Source organism: Terrabacter ginsenosidimutans (assembly GCF_039539425.1).
GTDB classification, from domain to species: Bacteria; Actinomycetota; Actinomycetes; order Actinomycetales; family Dermatophilaceae; genus Terrabacter; species Terrabacter ginsenosidimutans.
Window position 1 is genome coordinate 174369 of record NZ_BAABDC010000004.1, and the last position, 21344, is coordinate 195712.

A 21344-nucleotide genomic window follows, 5' to 3' on the forward strand; every position below is an offset into this window, starting at 1 on the left:
GGCGTATGCCGTTGGGCACCGTCCGTCCGGCACGGTCCGTGAGCGTCAGCCCACGTTCGAGGCGGCGTCCGCGTCGACGAGCCAGAGCGTGGCGTCGCCACCCCTGGGACCGGCGGCCGGCACGTCCCAACGGTCGGTGTCCGGGTGGAGCGCGGCGGCCACGGCCTCTGCCTTGTCGGCGCCCGAGACGAGGAACCACACCTCGTGGCTGCGCTCGAAGCACTCGAACGTCAGGCTCACGCGGTCCGGTGGTGGCTTGGGCGAGTCGTGCACCGCGACGGCGATGGCGTCTGTCAGTCGCTGCGCAGGATGGTGCGGGAAGAGCGAGGCGACGTGGCCGTCCGGTCCGACGCCGAAGAGGACGACGTCCCAGGCCTTCTGGCCGTGCTCGCGGATGGTCCGGGCGTACGCCTCGGCGCTGGCCTCGGCGCTGTCGGAGGTGTCGGGCCCGGCGACCCGATGCACCTTCGCGGGGTCGAGCCCGAGGTCACTGAGCCCGGCCGCGTCGTTCTGGGTGTCGTTGCGGTCCGGGTCGCCCGCCGGCAGGTAGCGCTCGTCGCCCCACCAGACCCGGACGCGCGACCAGTCGACGGCAGTGCGACCCGGGGTGGCGAGGACCGAGGCGATGATCGCCGAGCCCATCGACCCGCCGGTCAGGGCCACCTGCGCCTCGGGGTTTCGCGTCTGGGCATCGACGAGGGCCGTCACGAACCTGGCGGCCGCCGCGTCTGCGAGGGCCTGCTTGCCCGGGTGGACGACGACCCGAGGGCCGGCCGTCACGAGGATGCCGTCCCGGTCGCCGTGCTCTTCCTCGCTGTGGTCACAGCCGCCTTGGTGGCGGTGGCCTTCTTGGCGGTGGCCTTGCGCGTGCCGGCGGTGGTGCGCGTGGCCGTCTTCCGCGTGGCGACCTTCGTCGCAGCCTTCTTGGTCGGCGCCTTCGTCGCAGCCTTCTTCGTCGTCCCCTTCGTCGCAGCCGTCTTCGTCGCCGCCCTCTTCACCGCCGCCCTGCCGGTCGACGTCGTGGCGGAGGCAGCTGAGGAGGACGATGAAGCGGGTGATGAGGAGGGCGAGGACGTGGCTGCCGTCTTCTTGCGGTCCTTGGCGGCCTGCTTCTCGCGAGGTGTGCGCTTGCCGGCAAGCTTGCGCGCCGTCGCCGCTCGCACCTCCCCGGTCTCGGCGTGCTCGGGCGCCGGGGGAGCAGTGATCATGGCACTGGCCTCCTGCGCCGACTCGTCCCGGCCCAGCCGGGCGGCGAGACGGCGCGACTCTGCCGGGTCGGGCGCCTTCCCGGCCTTGGCCGCCGCGGCGGCCGTGAGGCGCACCGGCTGCAGGGCCCCGAGGCCGTGCAGGAGCGCGTCCTCGTAGGCGTCGTCGGGGTCGAGACGGCGCAGCTCGTCGGCCAGGCACTCCGGGAGCTCGCGACGGGGGAGGCTGATCCGTCGGTCGGGCTGCCCCGTCTGCGACAGCGTCGCGACGACGTCACCCGGTCGCACGAGGTCGATGGGACCGCTCTTGCGCTCGAGACGCACCGAGCCGATGCCGGAGCCGCGCGGCGTCGACACCCGGTGCACCGGCACGTGGAGGCGCCGCGAGAGCCAGGCTGCGAGCAGGTCGGACGACGGCGAGTCGGGAGCGCCGCTGACGACGGCGCCGGTGATCGGCTCGTACGGCGGCTGGTCGAGCGCGGCGGCGAGCAACCCCCGCCAGCGGGTGATGCGCGTCCAGGCCAGATCGGTGTCGCCGGGGGCGTAGCTCGCCGCCCGCTTCTTCAGCATGAGGCGCGGGTTGCGGTGCTCGGCCACGTCGGTGATGCGGCGCTGGGCCATCGCGCCGATCGGGTCCTTCCCGACGTCGGCCGGCGCCTCGCCGGGCCACCAGGCGACGATGGGGGAGTCGGGCAGCAGCAGCGGCACGACGACGCTCGGACCGTGGTTGGCCAGCGCACCGTAGAGCCGCAGGACGACGATCTCGCTCGCACCCGCGTCACCACCGAGGCGGATCTGGGCGTCGAGTCGGTTCTTGCCGCGGCGGTCGCCGGCGATGACGACGACGATGCGACAGGGGTGCTGCCTGCTCGCCTGGTTGGCGACCTCGATGGCGTTGCCGGCGTCGGTGTCCTCGACGACGACGACGAGCGTGAGCACACGCCCGAGAGCGAGCGCACCCACCTCGTTGCGCAGGCGCACCAGGGTCTTGCTGATCCCCGTGGTCGTGGTGTCGGTCAGGTCCCGGATCACGGCATCCTCCACGTACGTCCGTCGCGTTCGAGCATTCGGTCGGCCGAGGGCGGACCCCAGGTCCCGGCCGGGTACGCCTCCGGCTTGCCCGACTTGGCCCAGTGCCTCATGAGCGGGTCGAGGATCCGCCAGGACGACTCGACCTCCTCGTGCCGAGGGAAGAGCGGCGGGTCGCCGAGCAGCACGTCGAGGATGAGGCGTTCGTACGCCTCGGGCGAGGCCTCCGTGAACGACGAGCCGTAGCCGAAGTCCATCGTGACGTCGCGGACCTCCATCTGCGCACCCGGCACCTTGGAGCCGAACCGAAGGGTGATGCCCTCGTCCGGCTGGACCCGGATGACGATGGCGTTCTGGCCGAGCTCCTCGGTCGCGGTGTGCTCGAACGGCAGGTGCGGGGCCTTCTTGAAGACGACCGCGATCTCGGTGACGCGTTTGCCGAGGCGCTTGCCCGTACGCAGGTAGAAGGGGACACCCGCCCAGCGGCGCGTGTCGACCTCGAGCGTCACGGCGGCGAAGGTCTCGGTGCGGGAGTGCGGGTCGACGCCGTCCTCCTCGAGGTAGCCGACGACCTCCTCGGCACCCTGCCAGCCACCGGCATACTGGCCGCGGGCGGCGCCCTTGTCGAGGTCCGCCGGGAGGCGGACGGCCGAGAGCACCTTCTCCTTCTCGGCGCGAAGATCCTTGGCGTCGAAGGAGACCGGCTCCTCCATCGCGGTCAGGGCGAGCAGCTGGAGCAGGTGGTTCTGGATGACGTCGCGGGCAGCGCCGATGCCGTCGTAGTAGCCGGCACGGCCGGCGATGCCGATGTCCTCGGCCATGGTGATCTGCACGTGGTCGACGTAGTTGGCGTTCCAGACCGGCTCGAAGAGCTGGTTGGCGAAGCGGAGGGCGAGGAGGTTCTGGACCGTCTCCTTGCCGAGGTAGTGGTCGATCCGGAAGACCGAGTCCGGCGGGAAGACGCCCTCGACGATCTCGTTGAGCTCCTGGGCGCTCTTGAGGTCGTGGCCGAACGGCTTCTCGATGATGACGCGACGCCAGCTGTCGCCCTCGGCGGTCGTCAGACCGCAGCGTTCGAGCTGCTCGCACACGGTGGCGAAGAAGCCCGGCGGGATCGAGAGGTAGAAGGCGTGGTTGCCCCCCGTCCCGCGGTCCTGGTCGAGCTCGGCGACCGTCTTGGCGAGCAGGTCGAAGGCGGCGGGGTCGTCGAACGTGCCCGGCACGAACCGGAAGCCCTCGGACAGGTTGCGCCACACGTCCTCGCTGAAGGGCGTGCGGGCATGCTGCTTGACGGCGTCGTGGACGACCTGGCCGAAGTCCTGCGCCGCCCAGTCGCGACGGGCGAAGCCGACGAGCGAGAAGCCCGGCGGCAGCAGGCCCCGGTTGGCGAGGTCGTAGATGGCCGGCATGAGCTTCTTGCGGGCGAGGTCGCCCGTCACCCCGAACAGCACGAGGCCACACGGTCCCGCGATGCGGGGGATGCGCTTGTCCTCGGCGGTGCGGAGCGGGTTGTGCCCGTGCGAGATGCGCGCCGGACTCATGCACGCCCTCCTGCCTGCAGTGCCTCGCGCAGCTGCGCGAGACCTGCGTCGTGGTCGGTCAGATGGAGCTGGAGCACGGGACGGCCGTGGTCGGCGAGGACTGCGGCATCGCCTCCGGCCTGGGAGGCGATGAAGTCACCGAAGGTGAACTCACGACCGGGGACGGCGAGGTCCTCCTTCGGGGTCGTCGTCACCTGGACGTAGACGCCGACACCGGGGCCGCCCTTGTGGAACTGCCCGGTCGAGTGCAGGAACCGCGGACCCCAGCCGAACGTCGTCGGACGACCGGTGCGGCGGGCGAGCGGCACGCGGCACTCGGCGAGGTCGGCGTCGGCGAGCCGGTCGAGGTAGGCCATGACGGCGACGTAGCCGTGCTGCGCGTCGAGCTGCGCGAAGAGCGCGTCGAGAGCGGCGGCCACGGTCGTGGCGTTGCCCAGCCAGTCGCCCGAGCCGCCGAGGGCCCGGAGCTCGATCGCGCCGTCCGTGGCGGCCGGGTCAGCGGTCGCCCCGCTGCCCTGGTCGAGGAGGGCGCGGGCTGCCTTCTTGGCGCTCTCGACGTCGGGCTGGTCGAAGGGGTTGATGCCGAGCAGGCGGCCGGCGACCGCAGTCGCGACCTCCCACAGGAGCAGCTGCGCCCCCAGGGCGCCGCCGACGCGTACCTCGGACGCGGCGTCGCCGGCCGGTGTCGACTCGCTGTCGGCAGCCACGAGGCGAGCCACGGTGACGTCCCCGGCGGGCGAGGCGACCTCGGGGTCCTCGTCCCCGCCGGTGACGACGGGCAGCACTCCGGTGCCGTTCTTGCCGGTGGACTCGGCGATGAGCTGTTCGGCCCAGTCGGCGAACCCGACGATCCCGGAGCCGTCGTCCACCAGCACGAGCTTGTCGCGCAGCGGCTCGGTGCCGGCCATCGCGGCGCCCAGCCGCAGACCCGGGTTGGCGTCGTCGTCGGCAGCGAGGACGTCGGCGACGGACTCGGCCTCGTCGAGGAGGGCCTCGACGTCGACCCCGGCGAGACCGCTCGGCACGAGGCCGAAGGCGGTCAGCGCCGAGTAGCGGCCGCCGACGTCCGGGTCGGCATTGACGACCCGGTAGCCCTTGCCCCGCGACTCCTTGTCGAGCGGGCTGCCGGGGTCGGTGACGACGACGATGCGCGACGCCGGGTCGATGCCGGCGTCGGTGAACGCCTGCTCGTAGGCACGGCGCTGCGAGTCCGTCTCGACCGTGGAGCCGGACTTGCTCGAGACGACGACGACCGTGTGCGCCAGGTCGTCCTCGAGGGCCCGACGGACGTAGTCGGGTTCGGAGGAGTCGAGCACGACGAGCGGCTTGCCGGCCGTCGCACAGATGACCTCCGGTGCGAGCGAGGAACCGCCCATGCCGCACAGCACGACATGGGTCAGTCCCTGCTCCTCGAAGGAGTCGCGCAGAGCGGCGATCTCACCGACGAGCGGCCGCGACGAGCGGGGAAGCCCCACCCAGGACAGACGGATCCGCGACTCGGACTCTGCGTCCGGGCCCCACAGGGTGGCGTCCTGGGCGAAGAGCCGGCTGGCGACGGCGTCGTCGACGAGGGCCGGCACGTGCCTCCCGATCGCGTCCGCCGCGGCTCCTGATGCGCTGACGGACAGCGAGCTCATGCCGTCACCTTCTCCATCTCCGCGGTGACGCCGTCCAGCAGCTCGCCCCACGCCTTCTCGAACTTGTCGACGCCCTCGGTCTCGAGGAGCTCGACGACCTCGGTGTAGGAGACGCCGACGCGCTCGAGGTCGTCGAGGAGGTTCCCGGCCAGCTCGTAGCCGCTGGTCACCGTGTCCCCGTGGATGTCACCGTGGTCGGCGGTCGCCTCGAGCGTCGCGCCGGGCATCGTGTTGACGACGTCGGCGGCGACGAGCTCCGTGACGTACATGGTGTCGGGGTAGGCGGGGTCCTTGACGCCGGTGGAGGCCCACAGCGGTCGCTGGAGGTTGGCGCCGGCCTCGGCCAGCGTGCCCCAGCGCGGCGTCGCGAAGACCTCCTCGAAGGCCTGGTAGGCCAGGCGCGCGTTGGCGAGGCCGGCCTTGCCCTTGAGACCACGCGCCTCGTCGGTGCCGATGGCGTCGAGCCGCTTGTCGATCTCGGTGTCCACGCGGGAGACGAAGAAGGAGGCGACCGAGTGGATCTTGGAGAGGTCGTGACCGTTCGCGTGCGCCTTCTCGAGGCCCTCGAGGTAGGCGTTCATGACGGCCCTGTAGCGCTCGAGGGAGAAGATCAGGGTCACGTTGACGCTGATGCCCTCGGCGATCGTCGCCGTGATGGCCGGCAGGCCGGCCTTGGTGGCGGGGATCTTGATGAGGACGTTCGGCCGGTCGACGTCGGCATACAGCTGCTTGGCCTGCTCGACGGTCTTGTCGGTGTCGTGCGCGAGGCGGGGGTCGACCTCGATGGAGACGCGGCCGTCGACACCCTTCGTCGACTCGTAGAGCGGGAGGAAGAGCTCGCAGGCGTTCCTGACGTCCGACGTCGTGAGCTCGTGGACGACCTCCTCGACGTTCTTGCCGTCCTTCGTCAGCGCGGCCAGGTCGTCGTTGTAGCGGTCGCCCTTGGACAGGGCGGCCTGGAAGATCGAGGGGTTCGACGTGAGGCCGACGACGTTGCGTTCGGTGATGAGGTCCGAGATCTTGCCGGTCTCGATGAGCTCGCGCGACAGGTCGTCGAGCCAGATCGAGACTCCGGCGTCGGACAGGGCCTGGGTGTTCGGGTTGGTCATGCTGGTCACTTCCCCTTGCTCGGTGCGGAGGCGGCGGCTGCGCGGACGGCGTTGCCGCTGCCGGTCTGCGCGTCGGCGCCCATGACGTCGGTGGAGGCGCTCTGGACGGCGCGCGCCGGGTTGGTCTCGGTGACGCCCGGTGCCTTGGTGGCGGAGCCCTTGGCGGCCTTGATCGAGTCCTTGGCGGCCTTGACGACCGCGTCGGCGGTGATGCCGAACTCGCGGAAGAGCGTTGCCTGGTCCGCGGAGGCGCCGAAGTGCTCGATGCTGACGATGCGCCCGGCGTCGCCGACGACGTCGTGCCAGCCCATCGAGATCCCCGCCTCGACGCTGACGCGGGCTCGGACTGCCGGCGGCAGAACCTTGTCCTGGTACGAACGGCTCTGCTTCTCGAACCATTCCCGGCACGGCATCGACACGACACGCGTGGAGATGCGGGACTTCTCGAGGCGCTCGGCGGCCTGGACCGCGAGCTGCACCTCGGAGCCCGTCGCGACGAGGACGACGTCGGGGTCACCGGCGCGCGACTCCTCGACGAGGACGTAGGCGCCCTTGGCGACACCGCTCGTCTTCCCGTACTTCTTCCGGTCCCACGTGGGCACCGGCTGGCGCGTCAGGCACAGCGCGGCCGGGCCGTCGCCGTTGGTGAGGATCTCGGCCCACGCGGCCGCCGTCTCGTTGGCGTCGGCGGGACGGACGACGTCGAGTCCCGGGATGGCGCGCAGCGCGGCGAGGTGCTCGATCGGCTGGTGCGTCGGGCCGTCCTCGCCGAGTCCGATGGAGTCGTGCGTCCACACGTACGTGACCGGTGCCTGCTGGATCGCGGCCAGTCGCACGGCCGGGCGCATGTAGTCGGAGAAGACGAGGAACGTGCCGCCGTAGGGACGCGTGAGGCCCTCGAGCGCGATCCCGTTGAGGATCATCCCCATGCCGTTCTCGCGGATGCCGAAGTGCAGGGTCCGGCCGAACGGGCCGCCCTTCCACTCACGCGTCTGCTTGCCCTGGGGGATGAAGGAGGGCTGCCCCTCCATCGTCGTGTTGTTGGACTCGGCGAGGTCGGCCGAGCCTCCCCACAGCTCGGGCATGACGTCGGCGAGGGCGGTGAGGACCTTGCCGGAGGCCGCGCGCGTCGCGACGCCCTTCTCGTCGGCGGGGAAGGTCGGCAGCGCCTTGGCAAGACCGGCTGGGGCCTTGCCCGCCAGGATGCGGTCGAGCAGGTCCGCCCGGTCGGGGCTGGCCTTGCGCCAGGCCTTGTAGGCCTTGTCCCACTCGCGGTGAGCGGCCTTGCCCCGCTTGACGACGTCGCGCGCGTGCTTGAGGACGGCCGGCTCGACGGTGAAGGTCTTCTTCGGGTCGAAGCCGAGCAGCTCCTTGGTGGCGCCGATCTCCGCGTCGCCGAGCGCCGAGCCGTGCGACTTGCCGGTGTTCTGCTTGGTCGGGGCGGGCCACGCGATGATCGTGTGCAGGACGACGAGGGTGGGCTTGTTCGCGACCTGGTCGCCGGAGCGGATCGCGGCGAGGAGCGCGTCGACGTCCTCGACGTAGGTGGCGCCGTCGGCGTCCTGGCGCCAGTCGACCTCGACGACGTGCCAGCCGTAGGCCTCGAAACGGGCGGCGACGTCCTCGCTGAAGGCGATGTCGGTGTCGTCCTCGATGGAGATCTGGTTGGCGTCGTAGACGACCGTGAGGTTGCCGAGCTCCTGGTGGCCGGCGAGGGCGCAGGCCTCGTGGGAGACGCCCTCCTGCATGTCACCGTCGGAGGCGATGACGTACACGTGGTGGTCGAAGGGGCTGGTGCCCGGCTTCGCGTCGGGGTCGAAGAGGCCGCGCTGGCGGCGCTGGGCCATCGCCATGCCGACGGCGGAGGCGAGGCCGGACCCGAGCGGGCCGGTCGTGATCTCGACGCCGGGGGTGTGGTGGACCTCGGGGTGGCCGGGCGTCAGCGAGCCCCAGGTGCGCAGCGACTTGAGGTCGTCGAGCGAGAGGCCGTAGCCGCTGAGGTAGAGCTGGATGTACTGCGTCAGGCTCGAGTGCCCGCAGGACAGCACGAACCGGTCGCGGCCGAGCCAGGCCGGGTCGGACGGGTCGTGCGTCATGACGTTCTGGTAGAGCAGGTAGGCCAGCGGGGCGAGGGACATCGCGGTGCCGGGGTGGCCGTTGCCGACCTTCTGCACGGCGTCTGCGGCGAGCAGGCGCGTCGTGTCGACGGCGCGGACGTCGAGGTCGCTCCAGCCGGCCTTCTTCGCCTGGGGCAGTGGCAGACCCGGGTCGCGCTGTGCCAGCAGGCCCTTCGTCTTCGCCGTCGGCGTGCTGCCGGATCGGGTGGGCTTCTTCGCCTTCGGGGCGGTGCTGGACGCAGCAGTGGGCACGGAACGGGTCTCCTTCAACAAGGGTTGATCACGTACGGCCACGAGCCTAGTCCCAGCGCTGTGAGCGAAGACACCATGCCCGATGGTCGGTACGACCCGTGCGGTGCAGGGTCGGTGCGGTGCCGGCCGTCGTCGGCGACGGTCTAGACTTGCGACGCAATGCTCACGTACCCAGCGGGTCGGAGCGACGTACCAGCGGTGAGGATCTTCGTGACAACGGTGGACCCCCGCGCCGACCTCTCGGCGCTGCAAGGTCCGGACGGCAGTGGGCTGAAGTTCCTCGTCGGACAGTACGTCTCGCTGATGAAGCCCCGGATCATCGAGCTGCTCCTCATCACGACGATCCCCGTGATGTTCCTCGCCGACCAGGGCGTGCCGAACCTCTGGCTGGTCGTCGCGACGGTGGTGGGCGGCACGCTGTCCGCCGGCGCCGCCAACACCCTCAACTGCTACATCGACCGCGACATCGACGCCGTCATGCACCGCACGAGCCGGCGTCCCCTCGTGACCGGCACGGTGAGCCCCACCGGTGCCCTCGTCTTCGGGGTGGCGCTCGCGGTCGTGTCGACGGTGTGGCTGGGTCTGCTGGTCAACTGGTTGAGCGCCTGGCTCGCCCTCGGCGCACTGCTCTTCTACGTCCTCGGCTACACCATGCTGCTCAAGCGCCGCACGGCACAGAACATCGTGTGGGGTGGGGCCGCGGGCTGCATGCCGGTGCTCATCGGCTGGTCCGCCGTCACCGGCTCGCTCAGCTGGTCGGCGTTCATCCTCTTCATGGTCATCTTCTTCTGGACGCCGCCGCACTACTGGCCGCTGTCGCTGCGCTACAAGGACGACTACGCCACGGCCCACGTGCCGATGCTGCCGGTCGTCGAGCGCTTCGTCGTGGTCGCACGGCAGATCGTCGCCTACTCGTGGGCGATGGTGCTGACGTCGCTCGCGCTCGTTCCCGTGCAGCACGTGGGCTGGGTCTACACCACTGCAGCCGTCGTCGCGGGCGCGCTGTTCCTCACCGAGGCGCACCGCCTGCTCGCCAAGGCACGAGCCGGAGTGGCCGAGGACGTGCTCAAGCCGATGCGCCTCTTCCACTTCTCGATCACCTACCTCACGGTCCTCTTCGTGGGGGTGGCGCTCGACCCGATCTGGCACCTGCCGCTCCCGTTCTTCTCCTGAGCGCACCGCCGGCGTATGCCGTGTGGCGGGTCAGGAGACCGGCGTGCCGTCCTCGAGGTAGATCGTCCCTCTGTCGTGCCCGCGCGCGGTGTCCAGGGCTCTGAGGAGTCGCTCGTTGTAGGGAGCGACGCGGCCCTTCCAGTCGTCCGGTCCCGTCCAGTGGACCCCGCGGATCTCGCGCTGCTGCAGGCGTGCCCGCTCGACGAGGTCGACATCGATGGTGCCGAGGTCGAAGACGAAGACCGTGGCGTCGCCCCATCCGTGCAGGGCCGGGAGCCAGTTCACGGCGAGCAGCGGACCCGCGGTGACGACGAGGTCGAGCTCCTCGCGGACCTCGCGCACGACGCAGGCAGCGGGTGACTCGTGGGCATCCACGACGCCGCCGGGCAGGTCCCACTCACGCTTGTAGACGAGCTCGCAGAGCAGCACGTGGCCCGTGCCCGGCGAGTCCGGAGAGCTGGGGCGGAGGACCCCCTGGGCGATCGCGCGCTTGGTGGGCAGGGTCGAGTCGAGCATCGCCGTGAAGCCCTCGCGGGTGTCCGGGTGGGCGTCCTCGCGGCGCCGTCCGAGCACGACGGTGTCCTGGCGGACTCCGGCCAGGGCGGCGTTGCCGCGAAGTAGCCCCTCGCGACGCAGGCCCGCCCGCAGCGCGGTGCGCACCGAGGCGCGGTTCTCGGGGTTGACGTGGGCCTCGACCCGTTGGAGGTCGAGCGCGTCGAAGGCCCACTCGACGAGCAGGCGCACGGCCCGCCAGGCCAGCCCTCGGCCGCGGTAGGGCGCGTAGACGGCCCAGGACAGCACGCCAACGGCAGGGTCCTGCATGCGGACGTCGACAGTGCCGACGGGCTGACCGCGCCACTCCACGAGGAAGGTCGCCTTGGTCCGGTCGGACCACTCGGTGGCGGTCCGCAGGATCCACTCCCGGTGCTCCTGCGCCGACGGTTCGACCACGGGGAAGTCGAACCACCTGGCGATCTCGCGGTCGTGCAGGGGCCGCGTGACGCCGCTGTCGTCGAGCGTCCACGGGCGCAGCACGAGGTCGCCGTCACGGAGCGTCGGCTGGTCGGTCACCGCCCCAGCCTAGGGATGCTCCTCGGTCCGCTGCTCGTGGAGGGGGAGGGTCAGCTCGAACCGGCACCCCGGCCCGGTGTTGGCGACCGTCACCTCGCCGCCGTGGGCGCGGGCGATGCCCCGGGCGACGGCCAGCCCGAGCCCCGCCCCGACACCTGCGGCCGGGGTGCGGGCACTCGTGCCGCGCCAGCCCGGCTCGAAGAGTCGCTCGAGCTCGTCCTCCGGGATGCCGCCGCAGCCGTCGGCCACCGCGACGCGCGCGAATCCGGCGCCGTCGGTGCCGTCGGGGTCTGCGTCGAGCGAGATGTCGACGGTGCCGCCGGGAGCGGTGTGGGTCAGCGCGTTGGTCACGAGGTTGGACAGGGCACGGGACAGCTCGCCGGCGTCGGCGGAGGCGGTGACCGCCAGCGGTGGGGCCGATCCGGTGACGTGGACGCCGCGACCGTCGGCGAGCACCCGGGCGGACGCGACGGCGTCGGAGACGAGGTCGCCCACGTCGACGGGCGCGAGGTCCAGGCGCAGCGTGCCGGACTGCAGCCGGGAGAGGGCGAGCAGGCCGCCGACCATGTCGGACATGCGGTCGGCCTCGGACCTGATGCGCGCGGGATAGGAGCCGTCCTCGGGCGCGTGGCCGTCCTCGAGGGCCTCGGCCATGGCGCGGATGCCCGCGAGCGGGGTGCGCAGGTCGTGGGAGACCCAGGCGACGAGCTCGCGGCGGCTCTGCTCGACCTGGCGGTCGCGGTCGCGCTGGGCCGCCTCCTGCGCCGAGGCCCGCATCAGCTGTTGGACGCGCCGCGCGATGAGCCATCCGAAGGCCGCCGCAATGGGGAGCGAGGTCGCCGTCACGATGAGGACGACGGCCTGGTCGTGGTCGTTGATGAACATGGCGCGTGCCGTCACCACGACCCCCACGACGACGGTGAGGATCACGACGACGGGCGCGACGACCGCGGCCGTCACGAGGGAGCGGACGGCCAGCGCCCGGACCGCGAGGGCGCCCACTGCGCCGACGGCGACGGCGGCGAGCGCTGCGAGCAGGGCCGCCTCGGCGATCACGGCGCCCCCGTCGGCGAGGTGCCGTCCCAGCGGTAGCCCACGCCCCACACCGTCTGCAGCCTGACGGGGCGTGCCGGGTCGAGCTCGACCTTCTCGCGCAGACGCCGCACGTGCACGGTGACCGTGGACTCGTCGCCGTATTCCCAGCCCCACACCTGCTCCATCAGCTCGCGCCTCGAGAACGCGGTGCCGGGATGCGCCATGAGGTGGGCGAGCAGGTCGAACTCGCGGCTGGTCAGGGCGAGGAGCCGGGCGCCGAGCCAGGCCTGGTGGCGCCGGGTGTCGACGCGCAGGTCGTCGTCCACGAGGGTGGAGCGGGCAGGGTCCGTCGCTGCGGGTGCCGACCTGCGCAGGATGGACTGGATGCGCAGCACGAGCTCGCGGCTGCTGAACGGCTTGGTCACGTAGTCGTCGGCGCCGATCTCGAGCCCGAGCACGCGGTCGGACTCCTCGCCCCGGGCCGTCAGCATGACGACCGGCAGGTCCCCCCGCTCCGCCCGGAGCCCGCGGAACACCTCGAGCCCGTCGAGCCCGGGAAGGGTCAGGTCGAGCACGACGAGGTCGGGCGAGCGGTCCCGCGCGAGAGCCAGCGCAGTGAGCCCGTCCTCTGCCTCGACGACGTCGAGACCGGCCCGCGTCAGGTAGCCGGACACGACCTCCCGCAGGGTGGGGTCGTCGTCGACGACGAGAACGGTGGGCACGGCTCCAGCGTAGGGAGCGGCAGGCACCCCCGGTCCGCGAAACTCCTTGCGATCCGGTGACGTCGGGTCGGCAGCTCAGACCGGCCGGGACCCGCTCAGACGGGGTGGCGCCTCGTCGAGAGGACGCCGAAGGTCAGGACGACGACGAGCAGGCTGGCCCCGAGCATGTGGACGAGGACGAGGAGCTCCGGCAGCTTGGTGAAGTACTGCACGTAGCCGATGAGTCCCTGCGCGACGGTCACGAGCAGGACCATGGTCCAGGCGCGGCGGGCCTCCTCGGTCTCGGCGGTGATGCGCACGGCCACGAGCGTGGCGACGACGAGGCCGCAGAAGAGCATGACGGCGTCGGCGTGCATCCACGACACGAACCGCGGGTCGAAGCCGGTGCGTGCCGGCCGGTCCGCGTCGCCGGAGTGCGGTCCGGAGCCCGTCACGACGACCCCGAGGAGCAGCACGACGGCTCCGACCGCGCTGGTGCCCAGCGCCAGGGTCCGGGCCAGCGGGTGCACGACGAGCTCGCCGGGGCCCGACACGTCGTCCCGGGATCCGCGCACGAGGGCCGCCGAGAGCGCGACGAGCACCATCGAGAGCAGGAAGTGCGACATGACGGTCCACGGGTTGAGCCCGGTGAGGACGGTGATCCCGCCCAGCACGGCCTGCGCGGGGATGCCGGCGAGTACGCCGCCCGCCACGAGGTGCATCCGGCGACGCTGCGGCCAGCGGGTCAGGACCACCCACAGCGAGACGAGTGCGAGGATGCCGACGACGCCGGTCAGCGTGCGGTTACCGAACTCGACGAGGTCGTGGTAGGCGCTCTCGGGGGTGCGCACCGGCGTGAACGAGCCCGGCTGGCACTCCGGCCAGGTGCTGCAGCCCAGGCCGCTGCCGGTCAGGCGCACGATGCCTCCGGTGACCACGATGCCGACCTCACCGACGAGGTTGGCCAGCAGCAGTGGCCGCGCCCAGGACGACGGGTCGACGGGAATCCGACCGGCGGCCCGGGCGAGACGGCTCGCGCTCGTCGGGCGGTCGACGTCGGTCACGGTTGGCGTGGAGGACACCCAGCAAGGGTATGCCGCCCGCCGCGGTCCTCGGGAATCGCCCCGGCCGGCCCGGGGGAGTGGGGTGACGGCCGGGCCTCCGTCAGGCCAGGCCGTTCCAGACGACCGCCGAGCCGGCGTGACCGGCCAGCACGACGGTCACGACCGCTGCGACGGCAGACAGCACCACCAAGGTGCCGACGAGCACGTCGAAGGCGTGCCCCTGCGGCGACTCCTCCTCGGGCGGTCGGGCGAACCAGAGCGCGACGAGCGTGAGGACCATGAAGAGCAGGCACAGCAGCTTGGCCCGGTTGCCCCAGTCGACGTGGTTGCGCAGCAGCTCGAGGTCGACCGTGCCCGCTCGCACCGTCGTCACCCGGCGCTGCAGTGCCTCACCGCTCTCGGCGGCGACGAAGGCCGACACACCGGAGACGACCGCGCCGGCGGCAGTCGGCCAGCGCAGCACCCGCCGCCATGCGGGTCGCAGCACGTAGGCGATCGCGGACAGGGCCGAGAGCGGCACGAGCACGACCACCGCATGGATGACGAGGGCGTGCATCGGCAGGCCGAAGATGTAGTCGAACACGTCGCCTCCAGGCCGGTCGGGTCGTCGGATGTCGCGCGGTCCGGCCAGTCTCGTGCGTTCAGTCGTCGAAGCGGAACAGACGCGCCGCGAGGACGGTGGCCACCAGTCCCCAGGCGAGGACGACAGCGAGGGCGGCCAGGTTCAGCTGCCCGTCGACGAGCGACGAGCGGAGGCCGTCGGCGAGTCCCGCCGAGGGCAGGAAGGCCACCACGTGTGAAAGGCCGGCCGGCAGCTCGGTGCGTGGCACGATGACGCCGCCGACCCCGAGCAGCAGCACCCACACGAGGTTGGCGATCGCGAGCACCGCCTCGGCCCGCAGCGTGCCGGCGAGCAGGAGGGCCAGGGCCACGAAGGTCCACGTGCCGACGACGACGAAGAGCACGGCATACGCGATCCCGGAGACCTCCGGCCGCCACCCGAGGACGAGGCCCAGCACGGCGATGACCCCGATCTGCACCGCCTCGACGGCGAGCGTGGCGAGCACCTTGGCGGCGACGAGGCCGCCGCGTCCCAGCGGGGTGACCCCGAGGTAGCGCAGCACCGCGTAGCGACGGTCGAAACCGGTCGAGATGGCCTGCGAGGTGAAGGCAGTGGAGATGACGCAGAGCGCGATGACCCCCGGGGTGGCGACGTCGATGCGGGCGCCGGGACCGAGGGACGGCGAGCTCGTCAGGCTGAGGCCGACGAGGGCCATCGCGGGAAGGACGAGGGAGACGAGGAGCTGCTCGCCGTTGCGGAGCAGGCTGCCGACCTCGAACGCCGCCTGTGCGAGGACACGGCGGCGCGGCGTGGCGGCACGCGAGCCCGTCGAGGTCATGGGCGTGGTCGGGGTGCTCACGCGGCTCCCTTGCGGGTCAGGCTGAAGTAGACGTCCTCGAGGGAACGGCCGCCCGTCACCGAGTCGGGCGTCCCCTCGGCGACGGTGCGTCCGGCGTTCATGATGACGAGGTGGTCCGCGAGCCGCTCCGCCTCCTCGAAGGAGTGGGTCGTCACGACGACCGTGGTGCCGGCGTCGCGCTGCTCCGTGACGAGGTCCCACACGTCGAGGCGGCCGTGCGGGTCGAGGCCGGCAGCGGGCTCGTCGAGGAAGAGCACCTCGGGGCGCCCGAGCAGCGATGCCGCCAGGGCGAGTCGCTGCTTCTGTCCGCCGGAGAGTCGCCTCACTGTCGTCGAGGCGAAGCCCGTGACCCCGAGGCGGCGCGCCACCGTGTCGACGTCGAGCGGGTCGGCGTAGAGCCGGGACAGGTGGTGCAGCAGCCGGAGCGGCTTGGTGCCGTTGGGCAGGCCACCGGCCTGGAGCATGACGCCCACCCGGGCCCGGTGGTCGGCGCTCGCCTGCCACGGGTCGGTGCCCAGCACCCGCACGGTGCCGCGGTCGGGACGCCCCAACCCGACCGCGCACTCGATCGCCGTCGTCTTGCCCGCCCCGTTGGGCCCGAGCACGGCCGTGATGCGTCCCACGGGCGCGCTCCACGTCAGCCCGCCGAGGGCCTCGACCTGACCGAAAGTGCGGTGGAGGTCTGACAGTGTCACCGCGGAGGTCATGACTCATGAGTCTAGGCTCGGGGGTCAACGCATCCCGCATCCGCCTCGACCCTGACGGAGAGCCCAACCCGTGAAGATCGACCCAGCAGCCAAGCCCTTCACCGCGATGGCCGCCGTGCCCACGGTGATCGCAGCGCTGGCCCGCCGACCGCGCACGACCGCCGCCCTCGGACTGCTGACGGCAGGAGTGACCCTCTTCTTCCGCGACCCCGACCGCACCCCGGACCACACCCCGGTCTCGGACCCCGACGTCGTGCTGGCGCCGGCCGACGGCATCGTCATGCACGTGGGGCCGCCGCAGGCGGGCATCGCGCCCCCTGGTGAGTGGCAGCAGGTCAGCATCTTCCTGTCGCTGCTCGACGTGCACATGAACCGTTCGCCGTACGGCGGTCGCGTCATCGACGTGACCCACACGCCGGGCCGCTTCCTCGCCGCCTACCGCGCCGAGAGCGCCACGAAGAACGAGCGCAGCGAGATCATCGTCGAGCGGGTCGTCGGCGGGCGCCCGCGCCGCGTCGTCTACCGCCAGCTCGTCGGTCAGCTCGCGCGCCGCATCGTCACCCGCATCGAGCCCGGCGACGAGGTCGCCACCGGAGCGCGGATGGGGCTGATGAAGTTCGGTTCCCGCATGGACGTCTTCGTGCCCCCGGAGGTGCAGCTCGAGGTGTCCAAGGGCAATCGCGCCATCGGCGGCGAGACGGTCCTGGGTCGCTTCCCGGCGGCGGACCGCTCGTGAGCGGCGACGCGCCCTCAGACGAGCGTCCCCGACGGCGCGACCGCGTCAGCCGGCGCATCCGGCTGGTCTCGGCCACCGGCGCCCGCGTCATCCCGCTCGACCGGCTCAACCCGCGGGTGCGGGCCAGGGCCACGCTCCCCAGCCTCTTCACGCTGGGCAACATGATCAGCGGCTTCTCGTCGGTGCTGCTGTCGTTCCAGGGACACTTCCGCGCAGCCGCGGTCCTCGTGGCGATCTCCATCGTCCTCGACATCTGCGACGGCGCGGTGGCCCGTGCGGTCGGGGCGATCACGCCGTTCGGCCTGCAGTTCGACTCTCTCGCGGACCTCATCTCCTTCGGCATCGCGCCCGCCGTCCTCGTCTACACGTGGGCGCTGCCGGCCTACCCCGTGTGGGCGTGGGCGGGAGCGATGTTCTGGCTGGCCTGCGCGGCCTACCGCCTGGCCCGCTTCAACGTCACCATCGACCCGCTCGCCGACAAGCGCTACTTCGTCGGGCTCGCCAGCCCCGGGGCGGCCGGCGTCGTCATCTCCACCGTGCTCGCCATCGGCGACCCGCTCTACGACTGGGCACCGCTCGTGCCCGTGGCGGCGGGCGTGGTGCCGGCGGCCCTCATGGCCACCTCGTTCCGCTTCCGGTCCTTCCGGGACCTGCTCTCGCCGCGGCACCTGCGGATCACCGTCCCGCTCGGCATCCTCATCGCCCTGGGCCTCGCCCTCTTCCCCGGGGCGACCGGCATGGCGCTCGCCTACGGCTACGTGCTGACGTGTCCGCTCGGGTGGGTCACGGCGCCGCTGCGACGGCGCTGGTTCGGCGAGGACGCCGTCGCCCCACCACGCACCCGGATGCCGTCGGTGATCATGCCCCCCGACCTCGATGACGAGGGCGACGACGGGGACGACGTGGACGACCTCGACGACGAGTCCTGCCGCTAAGGCTCGCCTAACTGGAGCGTGGCGCGCATTTACGTCACAATGGTGTGGTGTTTATCGGAGAGCACGTCCCGCGTGAGGCGAAGGACGGCGAGGACGTCCAGCACGTCTCGCCGCTCGAGTCGCGCACGCGCTCGCGGGTGCTCCATATGGTCTCCGCGGACGGCCCGATCACGGCCGCCGAGCTGGGGCGCCACCTCGACCTGACGCCGGCCGCGGTCCGCCGCCATCTCGACGCCCTCGTCGAGCAGGGCGCCGTCGTGCCGCACGAGCCCACGAGCGGACGCCGTGGCCGTGGCCGTCCGGCACGTGCCTACGTGGTGTCCGACGCCGGGCACAGCGCGCTCGAGGCCGACTACGACTCGCTCGCCGTCGAGGTGCTTCGCTACCTCGAGGTCCACGCTGGTCCTGCTGCGGTCGGCGACTTCGCGCGCAACCGCGTCGCGGCCCTGGAGCAGCGGTACGCCGCCCGCCTCGACGCCGCGGGTGACAGTCCCGCCGCGCGCACCGAGGCGCTCGTCGAGGCGCTGAGCGAGGACGGCTTCGCGGCCACGGCCCGACCCGTCGGCGCCGGAGGGCTCACCGGGGTGCAGCTGTGCCAGGGGCACTGCCCCGTCCAGCACGTCGCCGCCGAGTTCCCGGCCTTCTGCGAGGCCGAGACCGATGCCTTCTCCCGCCTGCTCGGGGTGCACGTCCAGCGCCTCGCGACCCTCGCCGGCGGACACCACGTCTGCACGACCTTCGTCCCGACCGGTGGGATCGGCGCCCGCCCCCGGAAGACCACGCAGCCCGAGGGTGTTGACCCGGAGGCTGCCCAGATCAGCACGAGCACCAGCACGAGTACCAGCACGAGTACCAGCACGAGTACCAGCACCGACACGCTCACGCACGTCAAGGAAGGTTCCTCATGACCACCCACATCGAAGAGCTGAACCCCGGCCTCAAGGGCATCGGCACCTATGAGTACGGCTGGGCCGACAGCGACGTGGCCGGAGCCACTGCGCGTCGTGGGCTCAACGAGGACGTCGTGCGCGACATCTCGGCCCGCAAGAGCGAGCCCGAGTGGATGACGAAGCTGCGCCTGAAGAGCCTCAGCCTCTTCGGCAAGAAGCCGATGCCCGCCTGGGGCTCCGACCTCACCGGCATCGACTTCCAGAACATCAAGTACTTCGTGAAGTCCACGGAGAAGCAGGCGGCCACGTGGGACGACCTGCCCGAGGACATCAAGAACACCTACGACCGGCTGGGCATCCCCGAGGCCGAGAAGCAGCGCCTCGTCTCCGGTGTCGCGGCGCAGTACGAGTCCGAGGTCGTCTACCACCAGATCCGCGAGGACCTCGAGGCGCAGGGCGTCATCTTCCTCGACACGGACACGGCCCTGAAGGAGCACGAGGACCTCTTCCGCGAGCACTTCGCGACCGTGATCCCCGCTGGTGACAACAAGTTCGCCGCGCTCAACACCGCCGTGTGGTCGGGTGGCTCGTTCATCTACGTCCCCAAGGGCGTTCACGTCGACATCCCGCTCCAGGCGTACTTCCGCATCAACACCGAGAACATGGGCCAGTTCGAGCGGACGCTGATCATCGCCGACGAGGGCTCCTACGTGCACTACGTCGAGGGCTGCACCGCCCCGATCTACAAGTCGGACTCGCTGCACTCGGCCGTCGTCGAGATCATCGTCAAGAAGAACGCCCGCGTGCGCTACACGACGATCCAGAACTGGTCCAACAACGTCTACAACCTCGTCACCAAGCGCGCGACCTGCGAGGCCGGCGCGACGATGGAGTGGGTCGACGGCAACATCGGCTCCAAGGTGACGATGAAGTACCCCGCCGTCTTCCTCATGGGCGAGCACGCCAAGGGCGAGACGCTCTCGATCGCCTTCGCCGGCGAGGGCCAGCACCAGGACACCGGCTCCAAGATGGTCCACGCGGCGCCCAACACCAAGAGCTCGATCATCAGCAAGTCGGTCGCCCGTGGTGGCGGTCGGGCCAGCTACCGCGGCCTCGTCCAGGTGCTGCCCGGCGCGCACCACTCGGCCTCGACCGTGCGCTGCGACGCGCTGCTCGTCGACACGATCAGCCGCTCCGACACCTACCCGTACGTCGACATCCGCGAGGACGACGTCTCGATGGGTCACGAGGCCACGGTCTCGAAGGTGTCCGAGGACCAGCTCTTCTACCTCATGTCCCGCGGCATGGCCGAGGACGAGGCCATGGCGATGATCGTCCGCGGCTTCATCGAGCCGATCGCGCGTGAGCTGCCCATGGAGTACGCCCTCGAGCTCAACCGCCTCATCGAGCTGCAGATGGAAGGAGCCGTCGGCTGATGAGCCTTCTGGCTGACACGACGACCGACACCCCCGAGACCCAGCAGAGCGAGACCACGGTGCCCCACGCCGCCCCGACCTCCACGATCCCCGGTGCCACGGCGCACACCGACTCGGCCGCGGCCTTCGTGCCCATCCAGTCGCGTGCCGAGCGCCCGGCATCCTTCGACGTCGCCACGTTCCCGCTGCCGAAGGGCCGCGAGGAGGACTGGCGCTTCACCCCCGTCAAGAAGCTCGTCGGCCTCCTCGCGGAGAGCGCGACGGGTCACCTCGACGTGAGCGCGTCGCTCCCCGAGGGCGTCACGACCTCGACGATCACCTCGGAGCAGGCCCAGGGCCTCGGCATCCTGCCGCCGCAGGACCGCGCGGCCGTGGTCGCCGGCGCTGCTGCCGACGGCGCCCTGCTGCTCGACATCCCCGCGGAGGCCGAGCTCGAAGAGCCCGTTCGCCTCTCGCTCGTCGGTCAGGGCGGCGAGCCCGTGCACGGCCACCTCGTCGTGCGCGCCGGCCGCTTCTCCAAGGCGACGGTCGTCGTCGAGCACACCGGCTCGGCGCACTACTCGCAGCTCGTCTCGGTCGTCACGGGCGACGGTTCCGACCTCACCGTCGTGTCGGTGCAGCGCTGGGCCGACGACGCCCAGCACCTGGCCCAGCACGACGCCCTCGTCGGCCGCGACGCGCACTACAAGCACGTCTCGGTGAGCCTCGGCGGTGAGGTCGTCCGCGTCAACGCCAACGTCCGCTACGCCGGTCCCGGCGGGGACGCGACCCTCCTCGGCGTCTACTTCGCCGACGCCGGCCAGCACCTCGAGCACCGCTCGTACATCGACCACAACGCCCCGCACTGCAAGAGCCGCGTCACCTACAAGGGCGCGCTGCAGGGCGAGACCGCTCGCACGGTCTGGGTCGGTGACGTCCTCATCCGCGCCGAGGCCGAGGGCACCGACACCTACGAGCTCAACCGCAACCTCGTCCTGACCGACGGCGCCCGCGCCGACTCGGTGCCGAACCTCGAGATCGAGACCGGCGAGATCGAGGGCGCCGGGCACGCCTCTGCGACAGGCCGGTTCGATGACCTGCAGCTGTTCTACCTGCAGTCGCGCGGCATCACCGAGGACGAGGCCAAGCGCCTCGTCGTGCGCGGCTTCTTCGCCGACGTCATCCGTGAGATCCCGCTCGCCGACCTGCGCGACGAGATCACCGCGGCGATCGAGGACGAGCTCGCGTCGACGGCATACGCCGCCCCCACCCAGCAGACCCCCAGCACCAACAAGGAGAACTGACC

Annotated in this window: 19 protein-coding genes; 6 read left to right on the forward strand and 13 right to left on the reverse strand. The window is 71.5% G+C overall.

What is annotated here, in order from left to right; genetic code table 11:
* Positions 1 to 45 precede the first annotated feature (45 nt).
* From pgl to tkt, 6 genes are read right to left on the reverse strand one after another with little or no spacing between them, the layout of a single operon-like run.
* Complete coding sequence (pgl, locus tag ABD831_RS13605; protein ID WP_344947383.1) at positions 46 to 780, reverse strand: 6-phosphogluconolactonase; 735 nt, start codon at positions 778 to 780, stop codon at positions 46 to 48.
* Positions 777 to 2237: a glucose-6-phosphate dehydrogenase assembly protein OpcA gene (locus tag ABD831_RS13610; RefSeq protein WP_344947385.1), complete on the reverse strand. Its 1461-nt coding sequence runs from the start codon at positions 2235 to 2237 to the stop codon at positions 777 to 779. The genes pgl and ABD831_RS13610 overlap by 4 nt, the downstream gene beginning before the upstream one ends.
* Positions 2234 to 3775, reverse strand: coding sequence for a glucose-6-phosphate dehydrogenase (gene zwf / locus ABD831_RS13615; RefSeq protein WP_142178137.1), 1542 nt, complete (start codon positions 3773 to 3775; stop codon positions 2234 to 2236). The genes ABD831_RS13610 and zwf overlap by 4 nt, the downstream gene beginning before the upstream one ends.
* Positions 3772 to 5412 carry a glucose-6-phosphate isomerase gene (locus ABD831_RS13620; protein WP_344947388.1) on the reverse strand — a complete coding sequence of 547 codons (1641 nt, stop codon included), beginning with the start codon at positions 5410 to 5412 and terminating at the stop codon, positions 3772 to 3774. The genes zwf and ABD831_RS13620 overlap by 4 nt, the downstream gene beginning before the upstream one ends.
* Positions 5409 to 6521, reverse strand: coding sequence for a transaldolase (tal, locus tag ABD831_RS13625; RefSeq protein WP_344947390.1), 1113 nt, complete (start codon positions 6519 to 6521; stop codon positions 5409 to 5411). The genes ABD831_RS13620 and tal overlap by 4 nt, the downstream gene beginning before the upstream one ends.
* A gap of 5 nt (positions 6522 to 6526) precedes the next feature.
* Entirely contained in the window at positions 6527 to 8890 is a 2364-nt protein-coding gene (tkt, locus tag ABD831_RS13630) for a transketolase (RefSeq protein ID WP_344947393.1), read from the reverse strand.
* Between the two features lie 198 nt (positions 8891 to 9088).
* On the opposite strand from tkt, the gene ABD831_RS13635 reads away from it, so the two are divergent.
* On the forward strand, positions 9089 to 10063 hold the full coding sequence (locus tag ABD831_RS13635; protein ID WP_425582831.1) for a heme o synthase: 975 nt from the start codon (positions 9089 to 9091) through the stop codon (positions 10061 to 10063).
* A gap of 30 nt (positions 10064 to 10093) precedes the next feature.
* On the opposite strand, the gene ABD831_RS13640 is transcribed toward ABD831_RS13635, so the two are convergent.
* The 7 genes from ABD831_RS13640 to ABD831_RS13670 all read right to left on the reverse strand — a co-directional run bounded on the left by ABD831_RS13640 (position 10094) and on the right by ABD831_RS13670 (position 16062).
* Positions 10094 to 11134 carry an NUDIX hydrolase gene (locus ABD831_RS13640; RefSeq protein ID WP_344947396.1) on the reverse strand — a complete coding sequence of 347 codons (1041 nt, stop codon included), beginning with the start codon at positions 11132 to 11134 and terminating at the stop codon, positions 10094 to 10096.
* 9 nt (positions 11135 to 11143) lie between these two features.
* On the reverse strand, positions 11144 to 12190 hold the full coding sequence (locus ABD831_RS13645; RefSeq protein ID WP_344947399.1) for a sensor histidine kinase: 1047 nt from the start codon (positions 12188 to 12190) through the stop codon (positions 11144 to 11146).
* Positions 12187 to 12891 carry a response regulator transcription factor gene (locus ABD831_RS13650; protein WP_344947402.1) on the reverse strand — a complete coding sequence of 235 codons (705 nt, stop codon included), beginning with the start codon at positions 12889 to 12891 and terminating at the stop codon, positions 12187 to 12189. Before ABD831_RS13650 ends, ABD831_RS13645 begins: the two co-directional genes overlap by 4 nt.
* A gap of 95 nt (positions 12892 to 12986) precedes the next feature.
* A complete protein-coding gene (locus ABD831_RS13655) occupies positions 12987 to 13952 on the reverse strand; it encodes a COX15/CtaA family protein (protein WP_344947405.1) in 966 nt (321 codons plus the stop codon).
* A gap of 82 nt (positions 13953 to 14034) precedes the next feature.
* A complete protein-coding gene (locus ABD831_RS13660) occupies positions 14035 to 14517 on the reverse strand; it encodes a DUF2231 domain-containing protein (protein WP_344947408.1) in 483 nt (160 codons plus the stop codon).
* A 58-nt stretch (positions 14518 to 14575) separates the two neighbouring features.
* Positions 14576 to 15355: an ABC transporter permease gene (locus tag ABD831_RS13665; protein WP_344947411.1), complete on the reverse strand. Its 780-nt coding sequence runs from the start codon at positions 15353 to 15355 to the stop codon at positions 14576 to 14578.
* Positions 15352 to 16062, reverse strand: a complete 711-nt coding sequence (locus ABD831_RS13670; protein WP_344947414.1) for an ABC transporter ATP-binding protein — start codon at positions 16060 to 16062, stop codon at positions 15352 to 15354. Before ABD831_RS13670 ends, ABD831_RS13665 begins: the two co-directional genes overlap by 4 nt.
* A 70-nt stretch (positions 16063 to 16132) precedes the next feature.
* Between ABD831_RS13670 and ABD831_RS13675 the strand changes: the two genes are divergently transcribed.
* From ABD831_RS13675 to sufD, 5 genes are read left to right on the forward strand one after another with little or no spacing between them, the layout of a single operon-like run.
* A complete protein-coding gene (locus ABD831_RS13675) occupies positions 16133 to 16798 on the forward strand; it encodes a phosphatidylserine decarboxylase (protein ID WP_344947418.1) in 666 nt (221 codons plus the stop codon).
* Positions 16795 to 17733, forward strand: coding sequence for a CDP-alcohol phosphatidyltransferase family protein (locus tag ABD831_RS13680; RefSeq protein ID WP_344947421.1), 939 nt, complete (start codon positions 16795 to 16797; stop codon positions 17731 to 17733). Before ABD831_RS13675 ends, ABD831_RS13680 begins: the two co-directional genes overlap by 4 nt.
* A 44-nt stretch (positions 17734 to 17777) precedes the next feature.
* Positions 17778 to 18641, forward strand: coding sequence for a helix-turn-helix transcriptional regulator (locus tag ABD831_RS13685; protein WP_344947424.1), 864 nt, complete (start codon positions 17778 to 17780; stop codon positions 18639 to 18641).
* A complete protein-coding gene (sufB, locus tag ABD831_RS13690) occupies positions 18638 to 20059 on the forward strand; it encodes a Fe-S cluster assembly protein SufB (RefSeq protein WP_142178111.1) in 1422 nt (473 codons plus the stop codon). The genes ABD831_RS13685 and sufB overlap by 4 nt, the downstream gene beginning before the upstream one ends.
* Positions 20059 to 21342, forward strand: a complete 1284-nt coding sequence (gene sufD / locus ABD831_RS13695; protein ID WP_425582825.1) for a Fe-S cluster assembly protein SufD — start codon at positions 20059 to 20061, stop codon at positions 21340 to 21342. The genes sufB and sufD overlap by 1 nt, the downstream gene beginning before the upstream one ends.
* Positions 21343 to 21344: the final 2 nt, after the last annotated feature.